Raw genomic sequence first — 21,485 nt, 5'->3', positions numbered from 1 at the left:
GCCTGGACACCGCCTACGGCGTGGGCCCCGGCTGGCAGCGGGGGCACCAGTAGGTGGGGCGGCCGTCCTGGGGGGCCTCGCGGACGGGGGTGCCGCAGCGCAGGCACGGGCGGCGGGCACGGCCGTAGACGAAGAGGTCCTGGCCGGGGCGGCGCAGGCCGGTGGTGTTGCGGGGGCCCGGCCGCGCGCCGGTGTTCGCGGACAGCAGCCGGTGGGCGGCGGAGGCCAGGCGGGGCAGGGTCGCCTCGGGGAGCGCGCCGACCGGTGTCCACGGGGTGACCCCGGCCAGGAAGCAGAGCTCGGCCTTGTAGATGTTGCCGATCCCGGCGAGGTTGCGCTGGTCGAGCAGGGCCTCGCCGAGGGGGCGCTCGGGGGCGGCGAGCAGGTTGGCGGCGGCTCGCGCGGGATCCCAGTCCGGGCCGAGGAGATCGGGGCCGAGGTGGCCCACGACCCGGTCCTCGTCGGCGGTGCGGATGAGTTCCAGGACGGGGAGGCGGTAGCCGACGGCGGTGTGCCCGGCGGTGCCGAGGACGGCCCGGATCTCGTGGACGGGGCCGCCGCGCCACTTCTCGCCGGTGGCGAAGACGTGCCAGGCGCCGTCCATGCGGAGGTGGCTGTGCAGGGTGAGGCCGCCCTCGAAGCGGGCGAGGAGGTGTTTGCCGCGGGGGGTGACGTCGAGGGTGACGCGGCCGGTGAGGTCGGCGGTGGCGAAGCGGGGGACGCGGAGGTCGCTGCGGGTGAGTTCGCGGCCTGCCAGGGCGGCGTGGAGACGGGTCGCCGCGCGCCGGATGCTGTCGCCTTCGGGCATGGGGCCATTCTCACTCGCCCGCGGCCTGTGTGAGTGCGGGAGCCCCTGCGGCGGGGTGCGGCCGCAGGGGCTCTCTTTTGGATCAGGAGGGTCGGGAGGGTCAGGTGGGGCAGGAGCGGTCTGAGGGGCCGGAGGGGCCGCTCGTCACTTCCAGACGAGACCCTTGTTCGGGTAGCCGTACGGGTTGCCCCAGTACTCGGCGGCGCTGACCTTCGTCTGAGCCGACGGGGCGAGGGCTACCGCGCAGCTGGTCTGCGTCTGGCCGTTGACGAACCCCTTCGGCAGCGACTCGTTCGGGCACTTCTCGAACTTGCCTATGATCGACACGCGCTGGGCCTCGGTGCCGTCCCCGAGCAGGCCCTTGACCTGGGTCACGGACGAGAAGGACAGGTCCGTGGTGCCGGTGTTCTTGACCGAGTAGCGGATGTAGTACGGGATCATCCCCTTCACCTTGTCGCCGAGCTTGAGCGCGTCCAGGTCGGCGGGGTTGCCCTGCTCGATCGCGGTGACCGTGAGGGCGATCTGGCCGCCCTTGTTGCTTCCGTAGCTGAACGGGATCTCCGCGGCCTCGCCGATCTTGAAGGTTTGGCCGGACTTCGCCGTGCCGTTCGCCCCGGCGGGGGCCTCGCTGCCGCCCGCGGCGGGGTCGGCGGCGCTGGGGCTGGCCGAGGTGGACGGGCCGCCGGACGCGGAGGACGGGGCTCCGGCCGAGGCGGAACCGCTCGGCTGTGCGGGGGCGAGTTCCTCGTTGCCGTTCTTGCAGCCCGTCAGGGCCAGGGTGCCGGCGACCGCCAGAACGACCGCGCCGAGGGTGGTGGTACGCATGCTGATGGTGCTCACTCTTCTACTCCCCCATGATTGTGCATCGCCAATGCAATGCCTGTGATCATCTTGATAAGGCACGAGTAAGCAGCTGCGCCAGCCCAGGGGGCGGCCCACAACGGTTCTGTGACATGTCCAGGACGTGAGTGGAACAGTCGGCGCCGGTTTGCACTCGTCAGGACCGCAAGCGCAAACCCCTCGGTGTGGCGTGGAAACCGGCCGCCTCCAGGGCCCGGCCCAGGGGGGAGGTCAGGGCGGCGGCCGTGTTGATGCGTTCCACGGTGAGGGCCGGGAGGGTGCCCGCGCGCGAGGCCGCCGCCAGGGCTGCGGTGGCGGCCGCGAGGCGGGGGTCCTCGGGCGGGGGCCAGGCCAGCAGGGTCTTGCCGCCGCGCTCCAGGTACAGGGTGAGCTCGCCGTCCACCAGGACCACCAGGGAGCCCGCCTTGCGGCCCGGTTTGTGGGTGGCCCCGGCCGGGGGCTCGGGCCAGGGCAGGGCCGCGCCGTACGCGTTCGCCGGGTCGGCGGCCGCCAGGACCACCGCCGCCAGCGGGGGCGGGGTCCGCTCCGCGGCCCGGAGGCGGTCCACCGCGCCGTCCATCGCGAACTGCGCAGCGCCCAGCCCCTCGACCACATAGCCACGACGGGCCTGGCCGCTGTCCTCGAAGGCCGAGAGAACGCGGTAGACCGCGCTGAAGCCTCCTTCCACGCCCTCCGCGGCCACCGCGCCCCGGGTGACCACGCCGTGCCGGTCCAGCAGGGTGCGGGCCAGCGCGTGGGCCCGGTGGGTCGGGTCGGGGGCCTGGGACGGCAGCAGCGACCAGCGCCCGGAGACCGTGGGCGGGCCGGTACGGGACACGGTTGCGCTGAGCGTGCCGTACCGGCCGCGGGGGACCGTGCGCCGGGCCCGGTGGGCCGTGGAGCCCGCCGTGCGGCCCGAGCCCAGCAGCGAGCGCAGCGGGGCCAGGGTGTCGTTGGTGAGCCGGCCCGACCAGGCCAGGTCCCACACCGCCTCGGACAGGGCGAGGTCGGAGACCTCGGGGAAGTCGGCGCGGATCGACTGCGCGATCTGGCGGAAGAACAGGCCGTACCCGCCGGTCAGGGAGGCCAGCACGGCCTGGTGGAGCGGGCTCGGATCCAGCGGGTGCGGCGGGGGCAGGAGCAGGGGGGCCGCGTCCGCCAGGTAGAGGGAGATCCAGCCGTCCTTGCCCGGGAGGGCTCCGGCGCCCGCCCAGACCACCTCTCCGGCCGTGGTCAGCTCGTCCAGGAGGCCGGGGGAGTAGCCCGCCACCCGGGACGGGAGGATCAGGCGCTCCAGTGCCGAGGCCGGAACCGGGGCGCCCTGGAGCTGCTCGACCGCCCGGGCCAGCCCGTCGAGGCCGCGCAGGGCCCCGCCGAGGTGCTGCCACTGGGGCAGGAACGTGGCCAGCGACGTCGGCGGTACGGGCTCCAGCTCCTGGCGGAGCGCGGCGAGGGAGCGGCGGCGGAGCCGGCGCAGCACCGTCGCGTCGCACCATTCCTGGCCGATGCCCGCCGGATGGAACTCGCCCTGGACCACCCGGCCGGCCGCGGCGAGCCGGTGCAGGGCGCCCTCGGTCACCGCCGTGCCCAGGCCGAAGCGGGCGGCGACGGCGGCCGTGGTGAACGGCCCGTGGGTACGGGCATACCGGGCCAGCAGGTCCCCCAGCGGGTCCTTGACCGGCTCGGTGAACGCCTCCGGGACTCCGACGGGGAGCGCCGTGCCCAGCGCGTCCCGCAGCCGGCCCGCGTCCTCGATCGCCGCCCAGTGGTCCGCGCCGCCGATCCGGACCCGGATGGCGCGGCGGGCCGCGGCGAGCTCCTGGGCCCAGGCCGGCTCCGCCCCGCGCTCGGTCAGCTGGTCCTGCGTCAGCGGGCCCAGCATGCGCAGCAGATCGGCCACCGACTCGGGATCCTTCGCCCGCCGGTCCTCGGTGAGCCACTGGAGTTCCCGCTCCAGCTCCTCCAGCACCTGCGCGTCGAGGAGCTCGCGCAGCTCCGCCTGGCCGAGCAGCTCGGCCAGCAGCCGGGAGTCCAGCGACAGCGCGGCCGCCCTGCGCTCGGCGAGCGGCGAGTCACCCTCGTAGAGGAACTGGGCGACGTACCCGAAGAGGAGGGAGCGGGCGAAGGGGGAGGGCTCCGGGGTGGTGACCTCCACCAGGCGCACGCGGCGGGCCTCGATGTCCCCCATCAGCTCGGTCAGACCGGGCACGTCGAAGACGTCCTGGAGGCATTCGCGTACGGCCTCCAGCACGATCGGGAAGGAACCGAACTCCGAGGCCACCTGGAGCAGTTGTGAGGCGCGCTGGCGCTGCTGCCACAGCGGGGTGCGCTTGCCCGGGCTGCGCCGCGGCAGCAGCAGGGCGCGGGCCGCGCACTCGCGGAAGCGGGACGCGAACAGCGCGGATCCGCCGACCTGGTCGGTGACGATCTGGTTGATGTCGCCGTGGTCGAAGGCGACGTCGGCCGCGCCCAGCGGGGCCTGCTCGTCGTCGAACTCGAAGGGCTGCGGAGCCGCGGGGTCGTGATCGAGCAGGTCCATGGAGAGCAGGTCCGCGTCCGGGAGGCGGAGCACGATGCCGTCGTCGGCGTGCATCACCTGCGCGTCCATGCCGTACTTCTCGGCGAGGCGGGCGCCCAGCGCCAGCGCCCACGGGGCGTGCACCTGGGCGCCGAAGGGGGAGTGCACCACGACCCGCCAGTCGCCCAGCTCGTCGCGGAAGCGCTCCACCACGATGGTGCGGTCGTCGGGGACGTGGCCGCAGGCCTCGCGCTGTTCGGCGAGGTACGCCAGGACGTTCTCGGCGGCCCAGGCGTCCAGGCCCGCCGCCAGCAGCCGCAGCCGGGCGTCCTCGTCGGTGAGGCCGCCGAGCTCGCGCAGGAACGCGCCGACCGCGCGGCCCAGTTCGAGCGGGCGGCCGAGCTGGTCGCCCTTCCAGAACGGCAGCCGGCCCGGCACCCCGGGGGCCGGGGTGACCAGGACGCGGTCGCGGGTGATGTCCTCGATCCGCCACGAGGTGGTGCCCAGGGTGAAGACGTCCCCGACGCGGGACTCGTAGACCATCTCCTCGTCGAGCTCGCCGACCCGGCCGCCGCCCTTCTTCGGGTCCGAGCCGGCCAGGAAGACGCCGAAGAGACCGCGGTCCGGGATGGTGCCGCCGGAGGTCACCGCGAGGCGCTGGGCCCCCGGCCGCCCGGTGATCGTCCCCGCCACCCGGTCCCAGACCACGCGCGGCCTCAGCTCGGCGAACGCGTCCGACGGATAGCGGCCGGCCAGCATGTCCAGCACCGCCGTGAACGCCGACTCGGGCAGCGCGGCGAACGGCGCCGCCCGCCGGACCAGGGCGAGGAGGTCGTCCAGCTGCCAGGTGTCCATCGCGACCATCGCGACCAGCTGCTGCGCCAGGACGTCGAGGGGATTGGAGGGGACGCGGAGGGACTCGATCGCGCCCGTGCGCATCCGCTCGGTGACCACGGCCGCCTGCACCAGGTCGCCGCGGTACTTGGGGAAGACCACCCCGGTGGAGACCGCTCCCACCTGGTGGCCGGCCCGGCCCACCCGCTGGAGCCCGGACGCCACCGACGGCGGCGACTCCACCTGCACCACCAGGTCCACCGCGCCCATGTCGATGCCCAGCTCCAGGCTGGAGGTGGCGACCACGGCCGGCAGCCGGCCCGCCTTCAGGTCCTCCTCCACGATCGCCCGCTGCTCCTTGGAGACCGAGCCGTGGTGCGCGCGGGCCAGCAGGGGCGGGGCGCCCAGGGCGGCGCCCGACTGGGCCATGACCTCGGCCGGGGGCGAACCCTCCGGCAGCCGCTCGCCCATGGCGCGCTCGTACGCGATCTCGTTGAGCCGGTTGCACAGCCGCTCGGCGAGGCGGCGGGAGTTGGCGAACACGATCGTCGAGCGGTGGGCCTGCACCAGGTCCGCGATCCGCTCCTCCACATGCGGCCAGATCGACGGCTTGTCCCCGCCCTCCTTGCCCTCCGTCGCGGGCGAACCGCCCAGCTCGCCCATGTCCTGCACCGGGACGACCACCGACAGGTCGAACTCCTTGGTGGAGGGCGGCTGGACGATCTCCACCTTGCCGCGCGGCGCGAGGTACCGGGCCACCTCGTCCACCGGCCGGACCGTCGCCGACAGCCCGATCCGGCGCGCCGGACGCGGCAGCAGCTCGTCCAGCCGCTCCAGGGAGAGGGCGAGGTGGGCGCCGCGCTTGGTCCCGGCCACCGCGTGCACCTCGTCCAGGATCACCGTCTCGATCCCGGTGAGGGCGTCCCGGGCCGCCGAGGTCAGCATCAGGAACAGCGACTCGGGGGTGGTGATCAGGATGTCCGGCGGGCGGGTGACCAGCGCCCGCCGCTCGGCGGGCGGGGTGTCGCCGGAGCGGATCCCGACCCGGATGTCCGGCTCGGGCAGGCCGAGCCGGACGGACTCCTGCCGGATCCCGGTCAGCGGGCTGCGCAGATTGCGCTCCACGTCGACGGCCAGGGCCTTCAGGGGCGACACGTACAGCACGCGGCAGCGCTTCTTCGACTCCGCGGGCGGCGGGGTCGAGGCGAGCCGGTCGAGGGCGGCCAGGAACGCGGCCAGCGTCTTGCCGGAGCCGGTCGGAGCCACGACCAGCACGTCCGAGCCCTCCCCGATCGCCCGCCAGGCACCCTCCTGTGCGGTGGTGGGTGTACGGAAGGCCCCCGTGAACCACGAACGTGTCGCGGGGGAGAACGAGTCGAGCGCAGCGCCTGCCATGCCCCCATCGTGCACCCGGCCACTGACAACGGCCCGGACCTGGGGAAACGTGCGCCGCCGCCGGGGCGCAGAATGGGGGCATGGGGACGGAAGAGGGCGGCCGGGAGTGGGCGCGGCACTGGCACTACGCGGAGCTGCCCGGGCTGGACCTGCTGCGCGCCCACTACGTACGCCACACCTTCCCGCGCCACGCGCACGACGGGTACGTCATCGCGGCCGTCACCGGCGGCATCGAGGAGGTCGGCCTGCCCGGCCAAGTGGTGCGCGCCGGTCCGGGCAGCGTGGTCCTGATCAACCCCGAGGTGCCGCACACCGCGCGCGCCGGGGTGCCCGAGGGCTGGGCCTACGCCACCCTCTACCCCTCCCGCGCGCTGATCACCGAGGTCGCCGACGAGATCGGCACCCTGCGCGGCACCCCCGGTTTCACGGCCGACGTGGTCACCGACCCGCACGGCTCGCGGACGATCACCGAGGTGCACCGGGCCGCCGAGGCGGGGAACGCGCTGGCCGCCGACACGCTGCTGCGGGGAGTCGTGGCGCGGATGCTGACGCGGCACGCGGGCCCGCTGCCGGCCCGTCCGGTACGGCGCGCGGGCGCCGCCGACGCCGAACGGGCCCGGGCGGTGCTGGCGGAGCGGATGGCCGACCCGCCGTCGCTGGAGCAGCTGGCGGCGGACCTGGGGACCAGCCCCTTCGCGCTGCTGCGGGCCTTCCGCGAGCAGTACGGGATGCCGCCGCACACCTGGCTCACCGACGCCCGGGTCCGCCAGGCCCGCCGGCTGCTCGACACGGGCACCCCGCCCGCGGAGGCGGCCGTCACCGTCGGCTTCACCGACCAGCCGCACCTGAACCGGCACTTCACCCGCATCGTGGGAGTCCCGCCGGGCGCCTACCGGCGGGGCCGGGCCGTCTAGTCTGCCGATCATGGACATCGGGGGAGTGCTGGCGCGCTACGACGAGCAGGTGCGGGGACGGGTGCCCGAGTGGCCTCCCGTCGGCGCCGTGGTGGAGCGGGACGGGCCCCTCGTCCGCACCCACTACGGCACGCACGGGACGGTGCAGCACCCGCCGCTGCCCCGGACGACGCCGCGCGCCGAGCTCGCCGAACTGGTGCGGCGCCAGCAACAGGCGTTCGCCGGGCGGGGCGAGCCCGCGCTGTGGAAGGTCAGGGCCGGGAGGAGCGCCTCGACCAGCTCGGCCGGATCGCCGAGCGCGCGCTGCGCGCCGTCACCGGGCCCGGGGACACGCTGTACTGGCTCGACTGGCAGCACATCGGCTACGCCTTCGAGCCGCACCGGGTGGGCGGCCCCGGCCGCCCGAAGTGGCCGGGTTCCGTCTACCCGGACGGCGACTACCACCTCTACCTCGACCCCGGGCTGCGCTTCGGCACGTTCGGGCACCCCTGGGAGCACACGCTCTGCGTGTTCGGGGCGTCGCTGCCGGCCGTCGTGGAGGCGGAGCTGACCGGGCTGCTCGGCGATCCGGTGCGGCGGCGGGACTGACGCCGGGTGCGCGCAAGAACGTACAAGACCCACGCGGCGGGCTCCGCGTAGTTTCGGGGCGTGGGAGAGAAGCAGCTGGTCACAGAGCCAGAGATACGAGAGAGACCAAAGCCCGACGAGCGGCCGCGGGCCGCCGTCGTCCGGGACGCGCTCGGGGTCGGGGTGGCCGTCGGACTGTCCGGGTTCGCCTTCGGGGTGACGGCCGCCGGGGCCGGCATCAGCACCCTCCAGGCGTGCGTGCTGAGCCTGCTCGTCTTCACCGGCGCCTCGCAGTTCGCCCTGGTCGGAGCGCTCGCCGCGGGCGGCAACCCGTTCACCGCCGCCGCCGGGGCCTTCTTCCTCGGGACCCGCAACGCCTTCTACGGGCTGCGGCTGTCGCAGCTGCTCGCGCTGCCCCGCACCGTACGGCCCTTCGCCGCGCACTGGGTGATCGACGAGACCACCGCCGTGGCGCTGGCCCAGCCCGACCGGAAGTCGGCCCGCCTCGGCTTCACCGTCACCGGGCTCAGCCTGTACGCGCTCTGGAACCTGACCACCCTGCTCGGCGCGCTCGGCGCCGAGGCCATCGGGGACACGAAGGCGTGGGGGCTGGACGCCGCCGGGCCCGCCGTGTTCCTGGCCCTGCTCGCGCCGATGCTGAAGACCGCCACCGAACGGGCCGTCGCCGCCCTCGCGCTCGTGCTCGGGCTCGGCTTCCTGCCCGTGCTGCCCGCCGGGGTGCCCGTGCTGATCGCGGCCCTGGCCGCCCCCGTCGTGCTGTGGATGAAGGGACGCCGGCCGTGAACGTCTGGATCGCCATCGCCATCACGGTCGTCGGCTGCTACGCCGTCAAGCTCGCCGGGCTGCTCGTCCCCGCCGGAGCCCTGGAGCGGCCGACGGTGCGCCGGCTGGCCGCCCTGCTGCCGGTCGCGCTGCTCGCCGCGCTCACCGCCCAGCAGACCTTCAGCACCGGGTCCGCCCTCGTCGTCGACGCCCGCGCCGCCGGGCTCGCCGCCGCCGGGCTGGCGCTGCTGCTGCGGGCCCCGTTCCTGGTCGTGGTCGCGGCCGCCGTCGTCGTCACCGCGGGGGTACGGGTCCTGGGCGGCTGATCCCGTCCGGCAGGCGCCCGTACGCCCGCAGGGTCAGCAAGGCCTCCAGCGTGGCGATCGGCCGCCGCTCCAGCGAGCTCCCCGGCGCCCAGGCCTCGCGGCGGACCGGCCAGCCGCCGTCCACCTGCTGGGCGGCGGCCAGGAAGTCCAGCGAGCGGCGCATCTCCTCGTCCGTGAACCAGCCGCGGGCCAGCGACTCGGGCCGCCGTGCGAAGTCGTGCGGGAACAGCTGCTCGCCCGGCGCGTAGCCCGGGGCCGGCGGGTACTCCGGCCGCCGCCGCGGGTCCAGCACCACGAGCCGCTGCTCGCGCACCAGCCGGCCCAGCCGGTCCGCGGCCGCCGCGGCGCGCGCCCGGTCAGGGACGCCGTCGAGGAAGGCCACCGCGCTCTGGACCTCGTACGGATGCGAGTGGCGCAGGCCCTCGACCCGGTCCCAGCAGAAGTCGGTGGCCCGGAAGAGCCAGGCGTGCCAGACCCGGTTGCGGTGCAGCAGGCCGACGACCGGGCCCGTGGTCAGCAGTTCGCCCGGCGGGGCGTCGTACGTCGGGTGGTACGGGGCCGCCGGGTAGGCCCGCGGGGCCGGGGAGACCACCGGGAGCGCGCCGTCCGGGGTGGAGACCCCGGTCAGGTGGCGGCAGAGCCGCTCGATGCGCTGCCCGGCGCAGCGGCCCAGGCTGTCCAGCACGCGCAGCGCGTGCGCGGTGTGCAGGGGCTGGCTGAGCGGGCCGCGCAGATCCGGGTCGAGGGCGTGACCGTAGCCGCCGTCGCCGTTGAGGTAGGAGCCGAGGGCGGTGTCCACCGGGTCGGCGTCCCCGCCGAGGAAGTGGTACGCGAACCGCCGCTGCTCCAGTACGCGGGCCGTGAGCCAGATGAACTGCTCGGCGCGGGCCAGCGGGCTCTGCGGGCTCTGCGGGCTCTGTGGGTTCTCGGGGCTCTGCGGACTCTGCGCGGACTGTGGGGCCTGAGTGGCCCGCGTGGCCTGCGTGGGCCGTGGGGTCTGCGACGTCTGCGAGGAAGCTTCGTCTCCGGGCATGCGTGCAACGTAGGACGCGGCGGTGCGGCCGGGAGGGGCGAACGCGGCCGGTGCACTCTCCCGGGGCGGGATACTGGGGGCATGCGGTTGACGATTTTCTGGGAGCGGATGGCCGAGCACTTCGGCGCGGGCTACGCCGACTCCTTCGCACGGGACCACGTCATGACCGAACTGGGCGGGCGGACCGTCCACCAGGCGCTGGACGCGGGCTGGGAGGCCAAGGACGTGTGGCGTGCCGTGTGTTCGGCGATGGACGTGCCGGCCTCGCTGCGCTGACGCCGCCGCGCACCACTTCGTGGTTCGTGCGGTCGGTGGGCCAGACTTGGTGGCGTGGCAGCCAGTGATGAGACGACGACCGACGACCAGACCGCCGACGTCCCCGATCCGGGCGATGCGCGTGCCGGAAGCGCCGGTGAAGGCCCCGGCGGCTCCCGGCGTCCGGTAGCCCCCGGCGGCCCCGTCCCGCAGGCCGGACCCGGCGGGGCGGGCGTCCCCCCGGCCGGAGCGGTCCCCGCCGCCCCCGAAGGGGCGGAGGCGCGGATGCCGCGCTGGCTGCCGCGCGCCGTGATCCTCGTCCTGGCGCTCGTCGCCTGCTTCCAGCTCGGCAGCTGGGCCTTCCACCAGCTCATCGGCCTCCTCGTCAACATCCTGATCGCGTTCTTCCTCGCACTCGCGATCGAACCGGCGGTGTCCGGGATGGCGGCCCGCGGCGTGCGCCGCGGGCTCGCCACCTTCGTGATGTTCCTCGCGTTGTGCATCGTGACCGCCGGCTTCCTCACGCTGCTCGGCTCGCTGCTCGCCGGGCAGATCGTCGCCATGGTCGAGGGCTTCCCGGGTTATCTCGACTCGGTGATCAAAGCGATCAACTCCGCCTTCCACACCGAACTCTCCCGGCTGGAGATCCAGGAGAGCGTGCTGCGCTCCGACTGGCTGCGCAAGTACGTGCAGAACAGCGCGTCCGGCGTGCTCGACGTCTCCGCCACGGTGCTCGGCGGACTCTTCAAGCTGCTGACGATCGGACTGTTCTCCTTCTACTTCGCCGCCGACGGACCGAGGCTGCGGCGCGCCCTGTGCTCCGTACTGCCGCCCGCCAAGCAGGACGAGGTGCTGCGCGCCTGGGAGATCGCCGTCGCCAAGACGGGCGGCTACCTCTACTCGCGCGGGCTGATGGCGCTGATCTCCGGTATCGCCACCTACATCGTGCTGGCGGTCCTCGGGGTGCCGTACGCGCCCGCCCTCGCGATGTGGGTGGGTCTGGTCTCCCAGTTCGTCCCCACCATCGGCACCTATCTCGCGGGTGCGCTACCGGTTCTGATCGCCTTCACCGTCGACCCCTGGTACGCGCTGTACGTCCTCGGTTTCGTCGTGGTGTACCAGCAGTTCGAGAACTACGTCCTGCAGCCCAAGCTGACCTCGAAGACCGTGGACATCCATCCGGCGGTCGCCTTCGGATCGGTCATCGCGGGCACCGCCCTGCTGGGCGCGGTCGGGGCGCTCATCGCGATCCCGGCCGTCGCCACGCTGCAGGCCTTCCTCGGCGCGTACGTGAAGCGCTACGCGCTGACGGAGGCGGCCGATTTCTCTACGGCGCGTCCCCGGCGGCGCCGAGTGCGCTTTCCACGGCTTCGATGACGGTCGCCTCGGCGGCGGCCTTGCGCATGCCGAGGCCGCTCAGCGGGCCCTCGCCGTTCTCCAGCTCCAGCAGCGCGAGCAGGATGTGCTCGGTGCCGACGTAGTCGTGACCCAGGCGCAGGGCTTCCCGGAAGGTGAGCTCCAAGGCCTTCTTCGCGGACGCGTCGAAGGGGATGAGGTCGGGGACCTCCGCCTGGGGAGGCGGCAGTACGGCGGCCACGGCGGCGCGTACGTCGTCCGCCGCGACCCCCTGGGCGCCCAGGGCGAGACCCGCGAAGCTCTCGGGCTCGGCCAGCAGGCCCAGGACCAGGTGGTCGGTGCGGATCTCGGTGCCGCCGGCGGCGCGGGCCTCGTTCTGCGCGGTCACCACGACGTCGCGGGCGCGGGCGGTGAAGCGGCCGAAGCCCGCGTTCGGGTCGAGCGCGGCGGCACCCTCCTTGTCCGCCTTGGGCACGAAGCGCTTCTGGGCCGCCTGGCGGGTGACGCCCATGCTGCGGCCGATGTCGGTCCAGGAGGCGCCGGAGCGGCGGGCCTGGTCGACGAAGTGGCCGATGAGGTGGTCCGCGACGTCCCCGAGGGCCTCGGCGGCGACGACGGCGCCGCTGAGCTGCTCCAGGGGGTCGGTGTGAACCTTGTTGATGGCCTCGATCAGGTCGTCGAGGCGGACCGGATTGGTCATGCGAACGGGTTCCACGGGAGGGTTCGTCATGGGTGCAACCGTAGGTTGACAGTCGAGAGAGTGTCAACCCTGGGTTGTCAGTCGGCCTGCTCGCGCTTGCGGCGATCGGCTGCCCGCTGCGTGCTGCCCGCTCCTCGCAACCAAGCCGTGGACAAACGCTGTTGCGCGTCCCTTCCTTGTGACGCCTCGACAGGGGCCGTGTCAGTGGGCGGGCTTATGGTCTCTCCCAAGGCGCGCGCATCGAGAACCTCAAGGGGGAGATCCGTCATGAGCGAGACCAGCGGCAGCACGCACGAGGGATTCACGGCCGAGGAGCGGGCCGCGATGAAGGACCATGCCCAGGAGCTGAAGGCGGCCGCGCGCCGTGGCTCGCGCGCGGACAAGGCGGCGGAGGCGGAGCGGGACGTCCTCGCGAAGATCGCCGAGATGCAGGACTCGGACCGGATCATGGCCGAGCGCGTGCACGCCGTCGTCACGGCCAGTGCCCCGGCCCTCGCGCCGAAGCTCTGGTACGGGATGCCCTCCTACGCCCTGGACGGCAAGGTCGTCTGCTTCTTCCAGAGCGCGGAGAAGTTCAAGGCGCGGTACGCCACCCTCGGTTTCAGCGACCAGGCCAAGCTGGACGAGGGCGCGATGTGGGCGGCCGGCTTCGCCCTGACCGAGGTGACGGCCGAGGTGGAGGAGCGGATCGCGGCGCTGGTCAAGCAGGCCGTGAGCTGACCCCGCGCCCGGACGGGCCTGGCTCCCGCCCGGGGGCTGGGCGGGGGCTCCTGCGGCCGCGCGCCACAGCCGGCCGGCTGCGCACTCTTGTCGGCTGTCGGCTGTCGGCTGCCGGGTGTCGGCTGCCGGGTGTCGGCCGCGGGCGTGGCTCAGCCCCTTCGGTCCTCAACCGTCCAGCCGTCGCCCAGCTCGCGGCGCAACGCCTCCAGTGCCGCATCGGCCTCACACCGGAACGACTCCTGCTGCTCACGGGTCCAGGGCGAAGGACCCGTCGGGTGGTCCCAGTCGAGTGAGGACTGGTAAAGCTCGGCGAGTCGCGTGAGCTCGTTGCCGGCGACCGCGGTGATGGGCAGTTTCTCCGGGGCGCAGGGGTACCCGTACGGGCTGTCGAGGGCGGGTACGTCCGACGGGCCCGGCCACAACGGCGTGTCGACGCCGTATTCGAAGAAGAACCGCAGGTGATGGGCCATGCCTCAGCCTTTCACGGCGCAGAGCACGTGGAAGGGCCCCCGTCTTCCTCCGTGCGCGGCCAGTACCGTCCTTCGAGGGCCTCGGCGCTGCGGTTGAGGCGGAGCAGGGCTTCCTCCAGCTCCCGTACTTCCTCGGGGGACCAGTCGGCGACCACCCGGGCCAGGCAGGAACGGTTGACCTCGCGGTCTTCGGCGAGCCGGCGGCCGCCTTCGACGGTGATGCGGAGCTTGCGGGCCATGCCGCCGTCCGGGTCCGCGACGCGCTCGGCCAGTCCGCAGCGCAGCAGCGCGGCCGTCTGGCGGTTCACGGTCGAGGTGTCGAGCCCGAAGGCCTCCGCCAGCTGCCCTATGGACATGGGGCCTTGCGTGTCGATCCGGCTGAGCAGCAGGTACGCCGACCGCTCCAGGCGCTCGGGGTCGCGCTCTCGCCGGGCGAGCACCTGGTGCCGCGAGAGCAGCATCAGCTCCCGCTCCAGTTTCTCCAGCACTGCGCCTCCCGCTCCCTCCGGCGCTCCATTATCGCGGACCGGCGGACTGGTGAACCTCCGCGGGCCGGCCTCCACGGCAATATGCATGATACATAGCGTGTGTACTATGCACTTCTCGTTGTCACCCCGACGAGCCACAGCCTCACACCGGAGGACCCGCATGACCGTCACCACGTCCACCGCCTCCCGCGCGGCCGAGATCCTGTCCCGGCCCGTCCGGCTGAACGGCCTGACCGTCCCCAACCGCATCGCGATGGCGCCGATGACGCGGATGTTCTCACCCGGCGGTGTGCCCGGCGAGGACGTGCGGGCGTACTACGCCAGCCGGGCCGCCGCGGGCGTCGGCCTGATCGTCACCGAGGGCACCTACGTCGGCCACGACTCCGCCGGGCAGAGCGACCGGGTGCCGCGGTTCCACGGTGAGGACCAGCTGGCCGGCTGGGAGAAGGTCGCCGCGGCCGTGCACGAGGCGGGCGGCACGATCGTGCCTCAGCTGTGGCACATAGGCATGGTGCGCAAGCAGGGCGAGGCGCCGTATGCCGACGCCCCCGCCGTCGGCCCCTCCGGCATCCGCGTCGACGGCACCGAGGGGACCGGCAAGGCGATGACCCGCGCCGACCTCGACGACGTCATCGGCGCGTTCGCCGACGCCGCCGCGGAGGCCGAGCGGATCGGCTTCGACGGCGTCGAGCTGCACGGCGCCCACGGCTACCTGCTCGACCAGTTCCTGTGGGAGCGGACCAACCGCCGCACCGACGCCTACGGCGGCGACGCGGTGGCCCGTACGAAGTTCGCCGCGGAGATCGTGGCCGCGGTCCGCGAGCGCGTCCCTGCCGACTTCCCGGTGATCTTCCGCTACTCGCAGTGGAAGCAGGAGGCCTACGACGCACGGCTCGCGCAGACCCCGCAGGAGCTGGAGGCGATCCTGGCCCCGCTGGCGGCGGCGGGCGTCGACGTGTTCCACGCCTCCACCCGGCGCTACTGGCTCCCGGAGTTCGAGGGCTCGGACCTGAACCTGGCGGGCTGGACCAAGAAGCTCACCGGCCGGCCGACCATCACCGTCGGTTCGGTCGGCCTCGACGGCGACTTCCTCCGCGCCTTCGCCGGCGAGGGCGCGGCGCTCGGCGACATCGACAATCTCCTGGACCGCATGGAACGCGACGAGTTCGACATGGTCGCCGTCGGCCGGGCGCTGCTCCAGGACCCGCAGTGGGCGGCGAAGGTCCTCGGCAACCGCTTCGACGAGCTGAAGCCGTACGACGCTGCGGCGCTCAGGTCGCTCAGCCGGTAGCCGTCCGGACGGCTGCCGTCCGAGGCCGCCCCGTGACATCGGACCGCCGATGTCACGGGGCGTTCGCGTGCGGCCGGTGTGGAGGCAGCCAGTCGAGCCGCTCTGCCCGCCGTCCTGGGTCCTGGCGGCACGCTCCATGGGGACCGGATCATCTGAGACGCCGGCCTCCGGCCGGAACCGGGGGTTGGGCGTGGTGCGCTTGACAGGGAAATCGAACATCCATTCTGATGAGTTATCCACAGCCGAACCGGTCGTGGAGGCGCATTGTCAGTGGCAGGCATTAGCGTCAATGGCGTGAAGCGATCGACTCAAGCAAACCGGGTGGAACCCATGGCAGGCACCGACCGCGAGAAGGCTCTCGACGCCGCGCTCGCACAGATTGAACGGCAATTCGGCAAGGGTGCGGTCATGCGCCTCGGCGACAAGCCGAACGACCCCATCGAGGTCATCCCCACCGGGTCGACCGCGCTGGACATCGCGCTCGGCGTCGGCGGGCTGCCCCGCGGCCGCGTGATCGAGGTGTACGGGCCGGAGTCCTCCGGTAAGACGACCCTGACCCTGCACGCCGTGGCCAACGCGCAGAAGGCCGGCGGCACCGTCGCCTTCGTGGACGCCGAGCACGCGCTCGACCCCGAGTACGCGAAGGCCCTCGGCGTCGACACCGACAACCTCATCCTGTCGCAGCCGGACACCGGCGAGCAGGCGCTGGAGATCGTGGACATGCTCGTCCGCTCCGGTGCCCTCGACCTGATCGTCATCGACTCCGTGGCGGCCCTGGTGCCGCGCGCGGAGATCGAGGGTGAGATGGGCGACTCGCACGTGGGTCTCCAGGCCCGACTGATGAGCCAGGCGCTCCGGAAGATCACCGGTGCGCTCAACCAGTCCAAGACCACCGCGATCTTCATCAACCAGCTCCGCGAGAAGATCGGTGTGATGTTCGGCTCGCCGGAGACCACCACCGGTGGCCGCGCGCTGAAGTTCTACGCCTCCGTGCGCCTCGACATCCGCCGCATCGAGACGCTGAAGGACGGCACGGACGCGGTCGGTAACCGCACCCGCGTCAAGGTCGTCAAGAACAAGGTCGCGCCCCCGTTCAAGCAGGCCGAGTTCGACATCCTCTACGGCCAGGGCATCAGCCGCGAGGGCGGACTGATCGACATGGGCGTGGAGCACGGCTTCGTGCGCAAGGCCGGTGCCTGGTACACGTACGAGGGCGACCAGCTCGGCCAGGGCAAGGAGAACGCCCGTAACTTCCTGAAGGACAACCCCGATCTCGCCAACGAGATCGAGCGGAAGATCAAGGAGAAGCTGGGCGTGGGTGTCCGCAAGGACGCCGCCGCGGCCCCCGCCGACGCCGGTGCCGCCGCGCCCGCCGAGGCCTCGGCCGTGCCCGCCCCCGCGTCGAAGGCCAAGACGACGGCCAAGGCCGCCGTGGCCAAGAGCTGACCCGTGCGGGAGGAGGAAGGGGGCGGCAGGAACAGGCGCGGTCGTGAGGACCGTCAGGAACTGCCGCCCCAGAGCCCCGAGGAGCAGGCGCGGGCGATCTGCCTGCGTCTGCTCACGGGGAGCCCGCGCACCCGGCGCCAGCTCGCGGACGCCCTGCACAAGCGGGGCATCCCGGAGGAGGTGTCGCAGCAGGTCCTCTCCCGGTACGAGGAGGTGGGCCTGATCGACGACGCCGCCTTCGCCGGAGCGTGGGTCGAGTCCCGACACCGCGGCCGGGGCCTGGCCCGCCGGGCGCTCGCCCAGGAGCTCCGGACCAAGGGGGTGCACGCCACCCTCGTGGAGGAGGCCCTGGAACTGCTCGACTCCGAGCAGGAGGAGGAGACCGCCCGGGAGCTCGTGGAGCGCAAGCTCCGCGCCACCCGGGGCCTGGAGCGCGACAAGCGGATCCGGCGCCTCGCCGGGATGCTCGCCCGCAAGGGATACCCGGAGGGCATGGCCCTGCGGGTGGTCCGCCGCGCGCTGGAGGCGGAAGGCGAGGACGCCGACGAGCTCGGGTACCAGGGGGAGTGAACCGCCGGGCCCGGGGTGGGGGTAGCCCCCGGGTACGGATGCCGGGGTACGCCAGTGTCAGGAGCCGTGCCCGCCAGCAGAGTTGACGGCATGATGCTGCGTTACGCCCTTCAGACCCTCAGGGACCGCAAGGCCGGCTTCCTCGGCGCCTTCGTCGCACTCCTGTGCGCGGCCGCCCTCGTCACCGCCTGCGGAACCCTCCTGGAAACGGGACTCCGCGGAAGGATCGGCACCGAGCGCTACGCGTCCGCGCCGGTCCTCGTCTCCGCCGACCAGAACGTCCACGAGACCAGGGTCAAGAAGAAGGGCGAGGGGAAGAAGGCCAAGACCAAGCACAAGGCCAAACCCGTCGCCGAGCGGGCCTGGATCCCCGACACCACCGTGGACGCGGTCCGTGCCGTGCCCGGTGTCGAGCGCGCCGTGCCCGAGCTCACGTTCCAGGCCGTCCCGCTGGTCAAGACCCCCGGCGAGCCCAAGCCCTCGTACGGACACGCCTGGACCTCGGCCGCACTGACCCCCTTCACGATCGCCGACGGCCGTGCGCCCCGGAGCGGCGGCGAGGTGGTCGTCGACCGCGCGCTGGCCTCCCGCGCGGGGCTGAAGCCCGGCTCCGAGCTCACCGTCCAGTCCACCGGCGAGCCCAGGACGTACCAGGTCAGCGGGGTCGCGACCACGCCCCGAGGCGACCTCGCCCGGCAGAGCGCGCTCTTCTTCAGCGACGACGGGCCCGGCGGCTGGCCGCCCGCGACGGGCAGGTCAGCGCCATCGGGGTGCTGCCCGCGCCGGGCGTCGACGCCCGTGAACTGGCCGGCCGCGTCACACAGGCGCTGAAGGGCACCACGGCGCAGGTCAGTACGGGGGACGAGCGCGGACCGGTGGAATTCCTCGACGCCGCCGGCGCCCGCATCAAGCTGGTCTCCATGGGCGGCGCGATGGGCGGCACCTCACTGCTCGTCGCGATCCTCGTGGTCGTCGGCACCTTCGCGCTCTCCGTCCAGCAGCGCCACCGCGAACTCGCCCTGCTGCGGGCCATCGCCGCCACCCCCGCGCAGCTGCGGCGGATGATCGGGCGGGAGGCGCTGCTCGTCGGCCTGGCCGCCGGCGTCACCGGCGCGTTCGCAGGGCTGCCGCTCGCCGCCTGGCTGCACGGCCGGTTCGTCGACGCCGGCGTAGTCCCCAGCACCCTGGAGCGCACCGCCGGCATCTTCCCGATGTGCGCGGCGGTCGGGGCCAGCCTGCTCGGAGCCTGGGCCGCCGCGCGGATCACCGGGCGGCGGATCGCCCGGATCCGCCCGGCCGAGGCGCTCTCCGAAGCCACCGTCGAGCGGGGCCGGCCCGGCTGGATCCGCAGCGTGCTCGGGGTGCTGCTGCTGGCCGGCGGGGCGGTGCTCGTCGTCGTACTCGGCTCGCTGCGCACCGAGCCGGCGTCGACCCCCGTCACCTTCCTGGCCGTGGTGGTCCTGGCCGGGGCGGTCTCGCTGCTCGGACCGCTGCTCGTACGGGGCGCGGGCGCGCTGCTCGCCGGACCGCTGCGGCTGACCGGCCCGGGCGGCCACCTGGCCACCGCCAACCTGCGCGGGAACGCCACCCGGATGGCCTCCGCCGTCACCCCGCTCGCGTTGCTGGTCGGCATGACCTGCACCGTCCTCTTCGTCACCCCGACGCTCGGGAACGCCGCCCGGGCGCAGGCCCGAGACGGGATCCGGGCCGACTGGGTGCTGGCCGCGCAGGGTCCCGGCATCACGCACGAGGCCGCCGAGCGGATCCGGCGGACGCCGGGCGTCGCGGCGGCCACCGAAATCGTGCACACGTCGGTACGGGTGGGGCTGGCGAAGTACGCCGCGCAGGGCGTGACCCCGGGCGGGCTGACCCGGACCTGGGACCCCCAGGTCACGGCCGGCAGCCTGGACGGGTTCGGAGAGCGCGCCGCGGCGGTGAGCGAACTCGCCGCCGACCAGCTCGGGTTGAAGCCCGGGAGCCCGCTGAGCCTGACGCTGGGGGACGGGACCCCGGTCACGCTGACGGTCTCAGCCGTGTACGCGCGGGGGCTGCGGGATCTGACGCTGCCGCACGGGCTGGTGGCCGCGCACGCGGACAATCCGCTGGCGAGCGGTGTGCTGGTGGCGGCGGAGCCGGGCCCGGGGCTGGAGGCCGGGCGGGAGCGGCTGGCCGCGGCGGTACGGGAGTTCCCGGGGGTGCGGGTGCTGTCCGCGGCGGAAGCCGACGAGGCGCCGGCGCGGCGGCAGGACGCCGGAGCGGAGATCAACCTGCTGGCGATGGGGCTGGTCCTGGCCTTCACCGCGATCGCGGTGGTGAACACGCTCGCGATGTCGACCGCCGAACACTTCCGGGAGTTCGCCATGCTGCGGCTGGCCGGGGCGAAGCGGCGGCAGGTGCTGCGGATGCTCCGGGCGGAGGCGCTGGCGGTGGTCCTGATCGGGGTGGTGCTGGGGTCGGGGATCGCGCTGGCCGTACTGACCGCGTTCAGCGTGGGCATGACGGGGGTGGCGGCGCCGGCGGTCCTACCGGTCGCGTACGCGGGGGTGGTGGGGGTGGCGGGGCTGTTGGCCCTCGCGGCCACTTCCCTCCCGGGGAGGGTGGCGTTGAGGGTGGCTCCGGTGGACGTGGCCACGGCCAAGGGCTAGCCCCGCCCCCGGAGCCCCGCCGGTGCGGCGCCTCCCCCAGACTCCGTCCGGGGGACCCCCAGGGGGCTCCGCCCCCGAGCCCCCGCGCCTCAAACGCCGGCGGGGCTGAAAGACCGGGGCTCCGCCCCAGATCCCGCGCCTCAAACGCCGGCGGGGCTGAAAGACCGGGGCTCCGCCCCAGACCCCGCGCCTCAAACGCCGGCGGGGCTGAAAGGGGCGCCTCAAACGCCGGCGGGCTGGAAGACCGGGGCTCCGCCCCAGACCCCGCGCCTCAAACGCCGGCGAGGCTGGAAGAGCCGGCGAGGCGAAAGGTCGCCTCAAGCCCCGGCGGGGCTGGACCCCGGCGGGGCTGGAAGAGCGCCTCAAACGCTGGCGGGGCTGGATCTGAGGCGGCCTGAATGGTGTGGGTGGCGCGTCAGGCGGGGGTGACCGGGAGGCCGGCCGATTTCCAGGCCTGGAAGCCGCCGGTCAGGTCGGTCGCGCGGTGGAGGCCCAGGGCGTGGAGGGAGGCCGCGGCGAGGCTGGAGGCGTAGCCCTCGTTGCAGATCACCACCACTTGGAGGTCGTGACCGGTGGCCTCGGGCGCCCGGTGGCTGCCGCGGGGGTCCAGGCGCCATTCCAGCTCGTTGCGCTCGACCACCAGCGCCCCCGGGATCAGGCCGTCGCGCTCGCGCAGGGCCTGGTAGCGGATGTCCACCAGCAGCGCGCCGGCGCGGGAGGCGGCGTACGCCTCCTCCGGGCCGACACGGGTGTAGCCCGCGCGGACCTGCTCCAGCAGCTCGTCGATGCCGACGGGGGCGCTCACTGCCAGTCCGCCGGGCTCTCGACGTGCTCCAGGTGGAGCACCGGGCCGCTGCGGCTGTATCGGCGGATCAGCGGGAGCGGCGGGTAGTACGCGTGCACCGAGACCGCGTGCTCGGTCGGGGACTCGTTGAGGACCTCGTGCACGTGGTGCTCCAGGAAGGCCCGCCCGGTGCCCGCGTCCAGCGTGCGGCTGCGGTCGACGTCGGGGGCCAGCTCCAGCGAGCGCCAGCCCTCCGAGGGCAGCCGTACGGCCAGCGAGTGTTCGGTGAGCCGGCCCCGGGCGGTGGCGAACGCGCCCCGCGAATCGGCGTGGTCGTGCCAGCCGGTGCCGGTGCCCGGCGGCCAGCCGATCAACCAGGCCTCGCTGCCGCCCGGCCCGTCCAGCCGGATCCAGGTGCGGCCCTCGGGATCGAGCGGCAGTGAGGACACCACGGCGGGGTCGGCCGCCGTGCGGAGGGCGAAGTCGAGGAGTTCGGCGGCCGTGGGGCCCCCGGCCGACGCGGGCTCAGGGACGTACGGGCGTGCGGTGGACGCGGGTGCAGACATGAAGGGGGACCGTTCCTGGGTTCGCGGAGGTGCGCGCAGGCCGGTGGACGGCACGGGGCGCGCGGAGGGAAGGGCGAATCAACAGGAAGGGCGACACACGCAGCCCGCGTAGCGGAGCAGGTCCATATGGACCCTCCGCCACAGGCGTACGTCGTTGCCGGTCATTCGGCGAGTGA

20 protein-coding genes and 1 pseudogene are annotated in these 21,485 nt (G+C 73.8%); 11 read left to right on the top strand and 10 right to left on the bottom strand.

The window, feature by feature from the left end; all coding sequences use genetic code 11:
* Positions 1–13: 13 nt before the first annotated feature.
* The 3 genes from IF88_RS0110820 to IF88_RS0110810 form a co-directional block, all read right to left on the bottom strand.
* Positions 14–808 carry an Fpg/Nei family DNA glycosylase gene (locus IF88_RS0110820; protein WP_030709735.1) on the bottom strand — a complete coding sequence of 265 codons (795 nt, stop codon included), beginning with the start codon at positions 806–808 and terminating at the stop codon, positions 14–16.
* 144 nt (positions 809–952) lie between these two features.
* Positions 953–1,648 (bottom strand): hypothetical protein, encoded by a 696-nt coding sequence (locus IF88_RS0110815; RefSeq protein WP_051836703.1) that lies wholly within the window; start codon positions 1,646–1,648, stop codon positions 953–955.
* A gap of 157 nt (positions 1,649–1,805) precedes the next feature.
* Positions 1,806–6,395 (bottom strand): ATP-dependent helicase, encoded by a 4,590-nt coding sequence (locus IF88_RS0110810; protein WP_030709731.1) that lies wholly within the window; start codon positions 6,393–6,395, stop codon positions 1,806–1,808.
* 80 nt (positions 6,396–6,475) lie between these two features.
* Here IF88_RS0110810 and IF88_RS0110805 point away from each other — a divergent pair, with 80 nt between their 5' ends.
* The 4 genes from IF88_RS0110805 (at position 6,476) to IF88_RS0110790 (ending at position 8,985) form a co-directional block, all read left to right on the top strand.
* Positions 6,476–7,309, top strand: a complete 834-nt coding sequence (locus tag IF88_RS0110805) for an AraC family transcriptional regulator (RefSeq protein ID WP_030709729.1) — start codon at positions 6,476–6,478, stop codon at positions 7,307–7,309.
* Between the two features lie 243 nt (positions 7,310–7,552).
* Positions 7,553–7,897: a DUF2716 domain-containing protein gene (locus IF88_RS0110800; RefSeq protein WP_051836702.1), complete on the top strand. Its 345-nt coding sequence runs from the start codon at positions 7,553–7,555 to the stop codon at positions 7,895–7,897.
* A gap of 60 nt (positions 7,898–7,957) precedes the next feature.
* A complete protein-coding gene (locus IF88_RS0110795) occupies positions 7,958–8,680 on the top strand; it encodes an AzlC family ABC transporter permease (RefSeq protein ID WP_078892824.1) in 723 nt (240 codons plus the stop codon).
* On the top strand, positions 8,677–8,985 hold the full coding sequence (locus IF88_RS0110790; RefSeq protein WP_030709721.1) for an AzlD domain-containing protein: 309 nt from the start codon (positions 8,677–8,679) through the stop codon (positions 8,983–8,985). Before IF88_RS0110795 ends, IF88_RS0110790 begins: the two co-directional genes overlap by 4 nt.
* Here IF88_RS0110790 and IF88_RS0110785 read toward each other — a convergent pair.
* Positions 8,954–10,018 (bottom strand): hypothetical protein, encoded by a 1,065-nt coding sequence (locus tag IF88_RS0110785; RefSeq protein ID WP_234323481.1) that lies wholly within the window; start codon positions 10,016–10,018, stop codon positions 8,954–8,956. The genes IF88_RS0110790 and IF88_RS0110785 overlap by 32 nt on opposite strands.
* Before the next feature lie 81 nt (positions 10,019–10,099).
* On the opposite strand from IF88_RS0110785, the gene IF88_RS0110780 reads away from it, so the two are divergent.
* Together IF88_RS0110780 and IF88_RS0110775 are read left to right on the top strand one after the other, a co-directional pair.
* Positions 10,100–10,294: a DUF3046 domain-containing protein gene (locus IF88_RS0110780; protein WP_030154244.1), complete on the top strand. Its 195-nt coding sequence runs from the start codon at positions 10,100–10,102 to the stop codon at positions 10,292–10,294.
* A gap of 264 nt (positions 10,295–10,558) precedes the next feature.
* Positions 10,559–11,650, top strand: a complete 1,092-nt coding sequence (locus IF88_RS0110775; protein ID WP_051836700.1) for an AI-2E family transporter — start codon at positions 10,559–10,561, stop codon at positions 11,648–11,650.
* Here IF88_RS0110775 and IF88_RS0110770 read toward each other — a convergent pair.
* The gene (locus IF88_RS0110770) at positions 11,601–12,359 is read right to left on the bottom strand and encodes a Clp protease N-terminal domain-containing protein (protein WP_030709715.1); all 759 of its coding nucleotides are present in this window, start codon (positions 12,357–12,359) and stop codon (positions 11,601–11,603) included. The genes IF88_RS0110775 and IF88_RS0110770 overlap by 50 nt on opposite strands.
* A 237-nt stretch (positions 12,360–12,596) precedes the next feature.
* Between IF88_RS0110770 and IF88_RS0110765 the strand changes: the two genes are divergently transcribed.
* Positions 12,597–13,049: an iron chaperone gene (locus IF88_RS0110765; RefSeq protein WP_030709712.1), complete on the top strand. Its 453-nt coding sequence runs from the start codon at positions 12,597–12,599 to the stop codon at positions 13,047–13,049.
* A gap of 149 nt (positions 13,050–13,198) precedes the next feature.
* Here the strand turns inward: IF88_RS0110765 and IF88_RS0110760 are convergent, their stop codons facing one another.
* Entirely contained in the window at positions 13,199–13,519 is a 321-nt protein-coding gene (locus IF88_RS0110760; protein WP_030709710.1) for a hypothetical protein, read from the bottom strand.
* 11 nt (positions 13,520–13,530) lie between these two features.
* On the bottom strand, positions 13,531–13,980 hold the full coding sequence (locus IF88_RS0110755) for a MarR family winged helix-turn-helix transcriptional regulator (RefSeq protein ID WP_234323485.1): 450 nt from the start codon (positions 13,978–13,980) through the stop codon (positions 13,531–13,533).
* Between the two features lie 187 nt (positions 13,981–14,167).
* On the opposite strand from IF88_RS0110755, the gene IF88_RS0110745 reads away from it, so the two are divergent.
* The 4 genes and pseudogenes from IF88_RS0110745 to IF88_RS40185 all read left to right on the top strand — a co-directional run bounded on the left by IF88_RS0110745 (position 14,168) and on the right by IF88_RS40185 (position 19,959).
* Positions 14,168–15,298, top strand: a complete 1,131-nt coding sequence (locus tag IF88_RS0110745; protein WP_030709707.1) for an NADH:flavin oxidoreductase — start codon at positions 14,168–14,170, stop codon at positions 15,296–15,298.
* Between the two features lie 330 nt (positions 15,299–15,628).
* On the top strand, positions 15,629–16,744 hold the full coding sequence (gene recA / locus IF88_RS0110740; protein WP_030709705.1) for a recombinase RecA: 1,116 nt from the start codon (positions 15,629–15,631) through the stop codon (positions 16,742–16,744).
* A gap of 3 nt (positions 16,745–16,747) precedes the next feature.
* A complete protein-coding gene (gene recX, locus IF88_RS0110735; protein WP_051836698.1) occupies positions 16,748–17,314 on the top strand; it encodes a recombination regulator RecX in 567 nt (188 codons plus the stop codon).
* Between the two features lie 90 nt (positions 17,315–17,404).
* A pseudogene (locus IF88_RS40185) lies at positions 17,405–19,959 on the top strand (FtsX-like permease family protein).
* Positions 19,960–20,374: 415 nt separating this feature from the next.
* Here IF88_RS40185 and IF88_RS0110725 read toward each other — a convergent pair.
* The 3 genes from IF88_RS0110725 to IF88_RS49575 all read right to left on the bottom strand — a co-directional run bounded on the left by IF88_RS0110725 (position 20,375) and on the right by IF88_RS49575 (position 21,474).
* A complete protein-coding gene (locus IF88_RS0110725) occupies positions 20,375–20,764 on the bottom strand; it encodes a rhodanese-like domain-containing protein (protein ID WP_234323480.1) in 390 nt (129 codons plus the stop codon).
* Positions 20,761–21,309, bottom strand: a complete 549-nt coding sequence (locus IF88_RS0110720; protein WP_030709700.1) for a cysteine dioxygenase — start codon at positions 21,307–21,309, stop codon at positions 20,761–20,763. The genes IF88_RS0110725 and IF88_RS0110720 overlap by 4 nt, the downstream gene beginning before the upstream one ends.
* Before the next feature lie 78 nt (positions 21,310–21,387).
* Positions 21,388–21,474, bottom strand: coding sequence for a putative leader peptide (locus tag IF88_RS49575; protein ID WP_311318651.1), 87 nt, complete (start codon positions 21,472–21,474; stop codon positions 21,388–21,390).
* Positions 21,475–21,485: the final 11 nt, after the last annotated feature.

It is taken from the genome of Streptomyces sp. NRRL F-2580 (genome assembly GCF_000720115.1).
Classification (GTDB): Bacteria; Actinomycetota; Actinomycetes; order Streptomycetales; family Streptomycetaceae; genus Streptomyces.
The sequence above is the reverse complement of the archived record's forward strand: the minus strand, read 5'-3'. Positions and strand labels throughout refer to the sequence as shown.

Excerpts from the sequence above, each read along its gene's own strand:
- IF88_RS0110720 (WP_030709700.1), bottom strand. The coding sequence starts at position 21,309 with ATGTCTGCACCCGCGTCCACCGCACGCCCGTACGTCCCTGAGCCCGCG.
- IF88_RS0110805 (WP_030709729.1), top strand. The coding sequence starts at position 6,476 with ATGGGGACGGAAGAGGGCGGCCGGGAGTGGGCGCGGCACTGGCACTAC.
- IF88_RS0110780 (WP_030154244.1), top strand. The coding sequence starts at position 10,100 with ATGCGGTTGACGATTTTCTGGGAGCGGATGGCCGAGCACTTCGGCGCG.
- IF88_RS0110810 (WP_030709731.1), bottom strand. The coding sequence starts at position 6,395 with ATGGCAGGCGCTGCGCTCGACTCGTTCTCCCCCGCGACACGTTCGTGG.
- IF88_RS0110745 (WP_030709707.1), top strand. The coding sequence starts at position 14,168 with ATGACCGTCACCACGTCCACCGCCTCCCGCGCGGCCGAGATCCTGTCC.
- IF88_RS0110820 (WP_030709735.1), bottom strand. The coding sequence starts at position 808 with ATGCCCGAAGGCGACAGCATCCGGCGCGCGGCGACCCGTCTCCACGCC.
- IF88_RS0110765 (WP_030709712.1), top strand. The coding sequence starts at position 12,597 with ATGAGCGAGACCAGCGGCAGCACGCACGAGGGATTCACGGCCGAGGAG.
- IF88_RS0110760 (WP_030709710.1), bottom strand. The coding sequence starts at position 13,519 with ATGGCCCATCACCTGCGGTTCTTCTTCGAATACGGCGTCGACACGCCG.
- IF88_RS0110755 (WP_234323485.1), bottom strand. The coding sequence starts at position 13,980 with ATGCTGCTCTCGCGGCACCAGGTGCTCGCCCGGCGAGAGCGCGACCCC.
- recA (WP_030709705.1), top strand. The coding sequence starts at position 15,629 with ATGGCAGGCACCGACCGCGAGAAGGCTCTCGACGCCGCGCTCGCACAG.
- IF88_RS49575 (WP_311318651.1), bottom strand. The coding sequence starts at position 21,474 with ATGACCGGCAACGACGTACGCCTGTGGCGGAGGGTCCATATGGACCTG.
- IF88_RS0110770 (WP_030709715.1), bottom strand. The coding sequence starts at position 12,359 with ATGACGAACCCTCCCGTGGAACCCGTTCGCATGACCAATCCGGTCCGC.
- IF88_RS0110775 (WP_051836700.1), top strand. The coding sequence starts at position 10,559 with ATGCCGCGCTGGCTGCCGCGCGCCGTGATCCTCGTCCTGGCGCTCGTC.
- IF88_RS0110785 (WP_234323481.1), bottom strand. The coding sequence starts at position 10,018 with ATGCCCGGAGACGAAGCTTCCTCGCAGACGTCGCAGACCCCACGGCCC.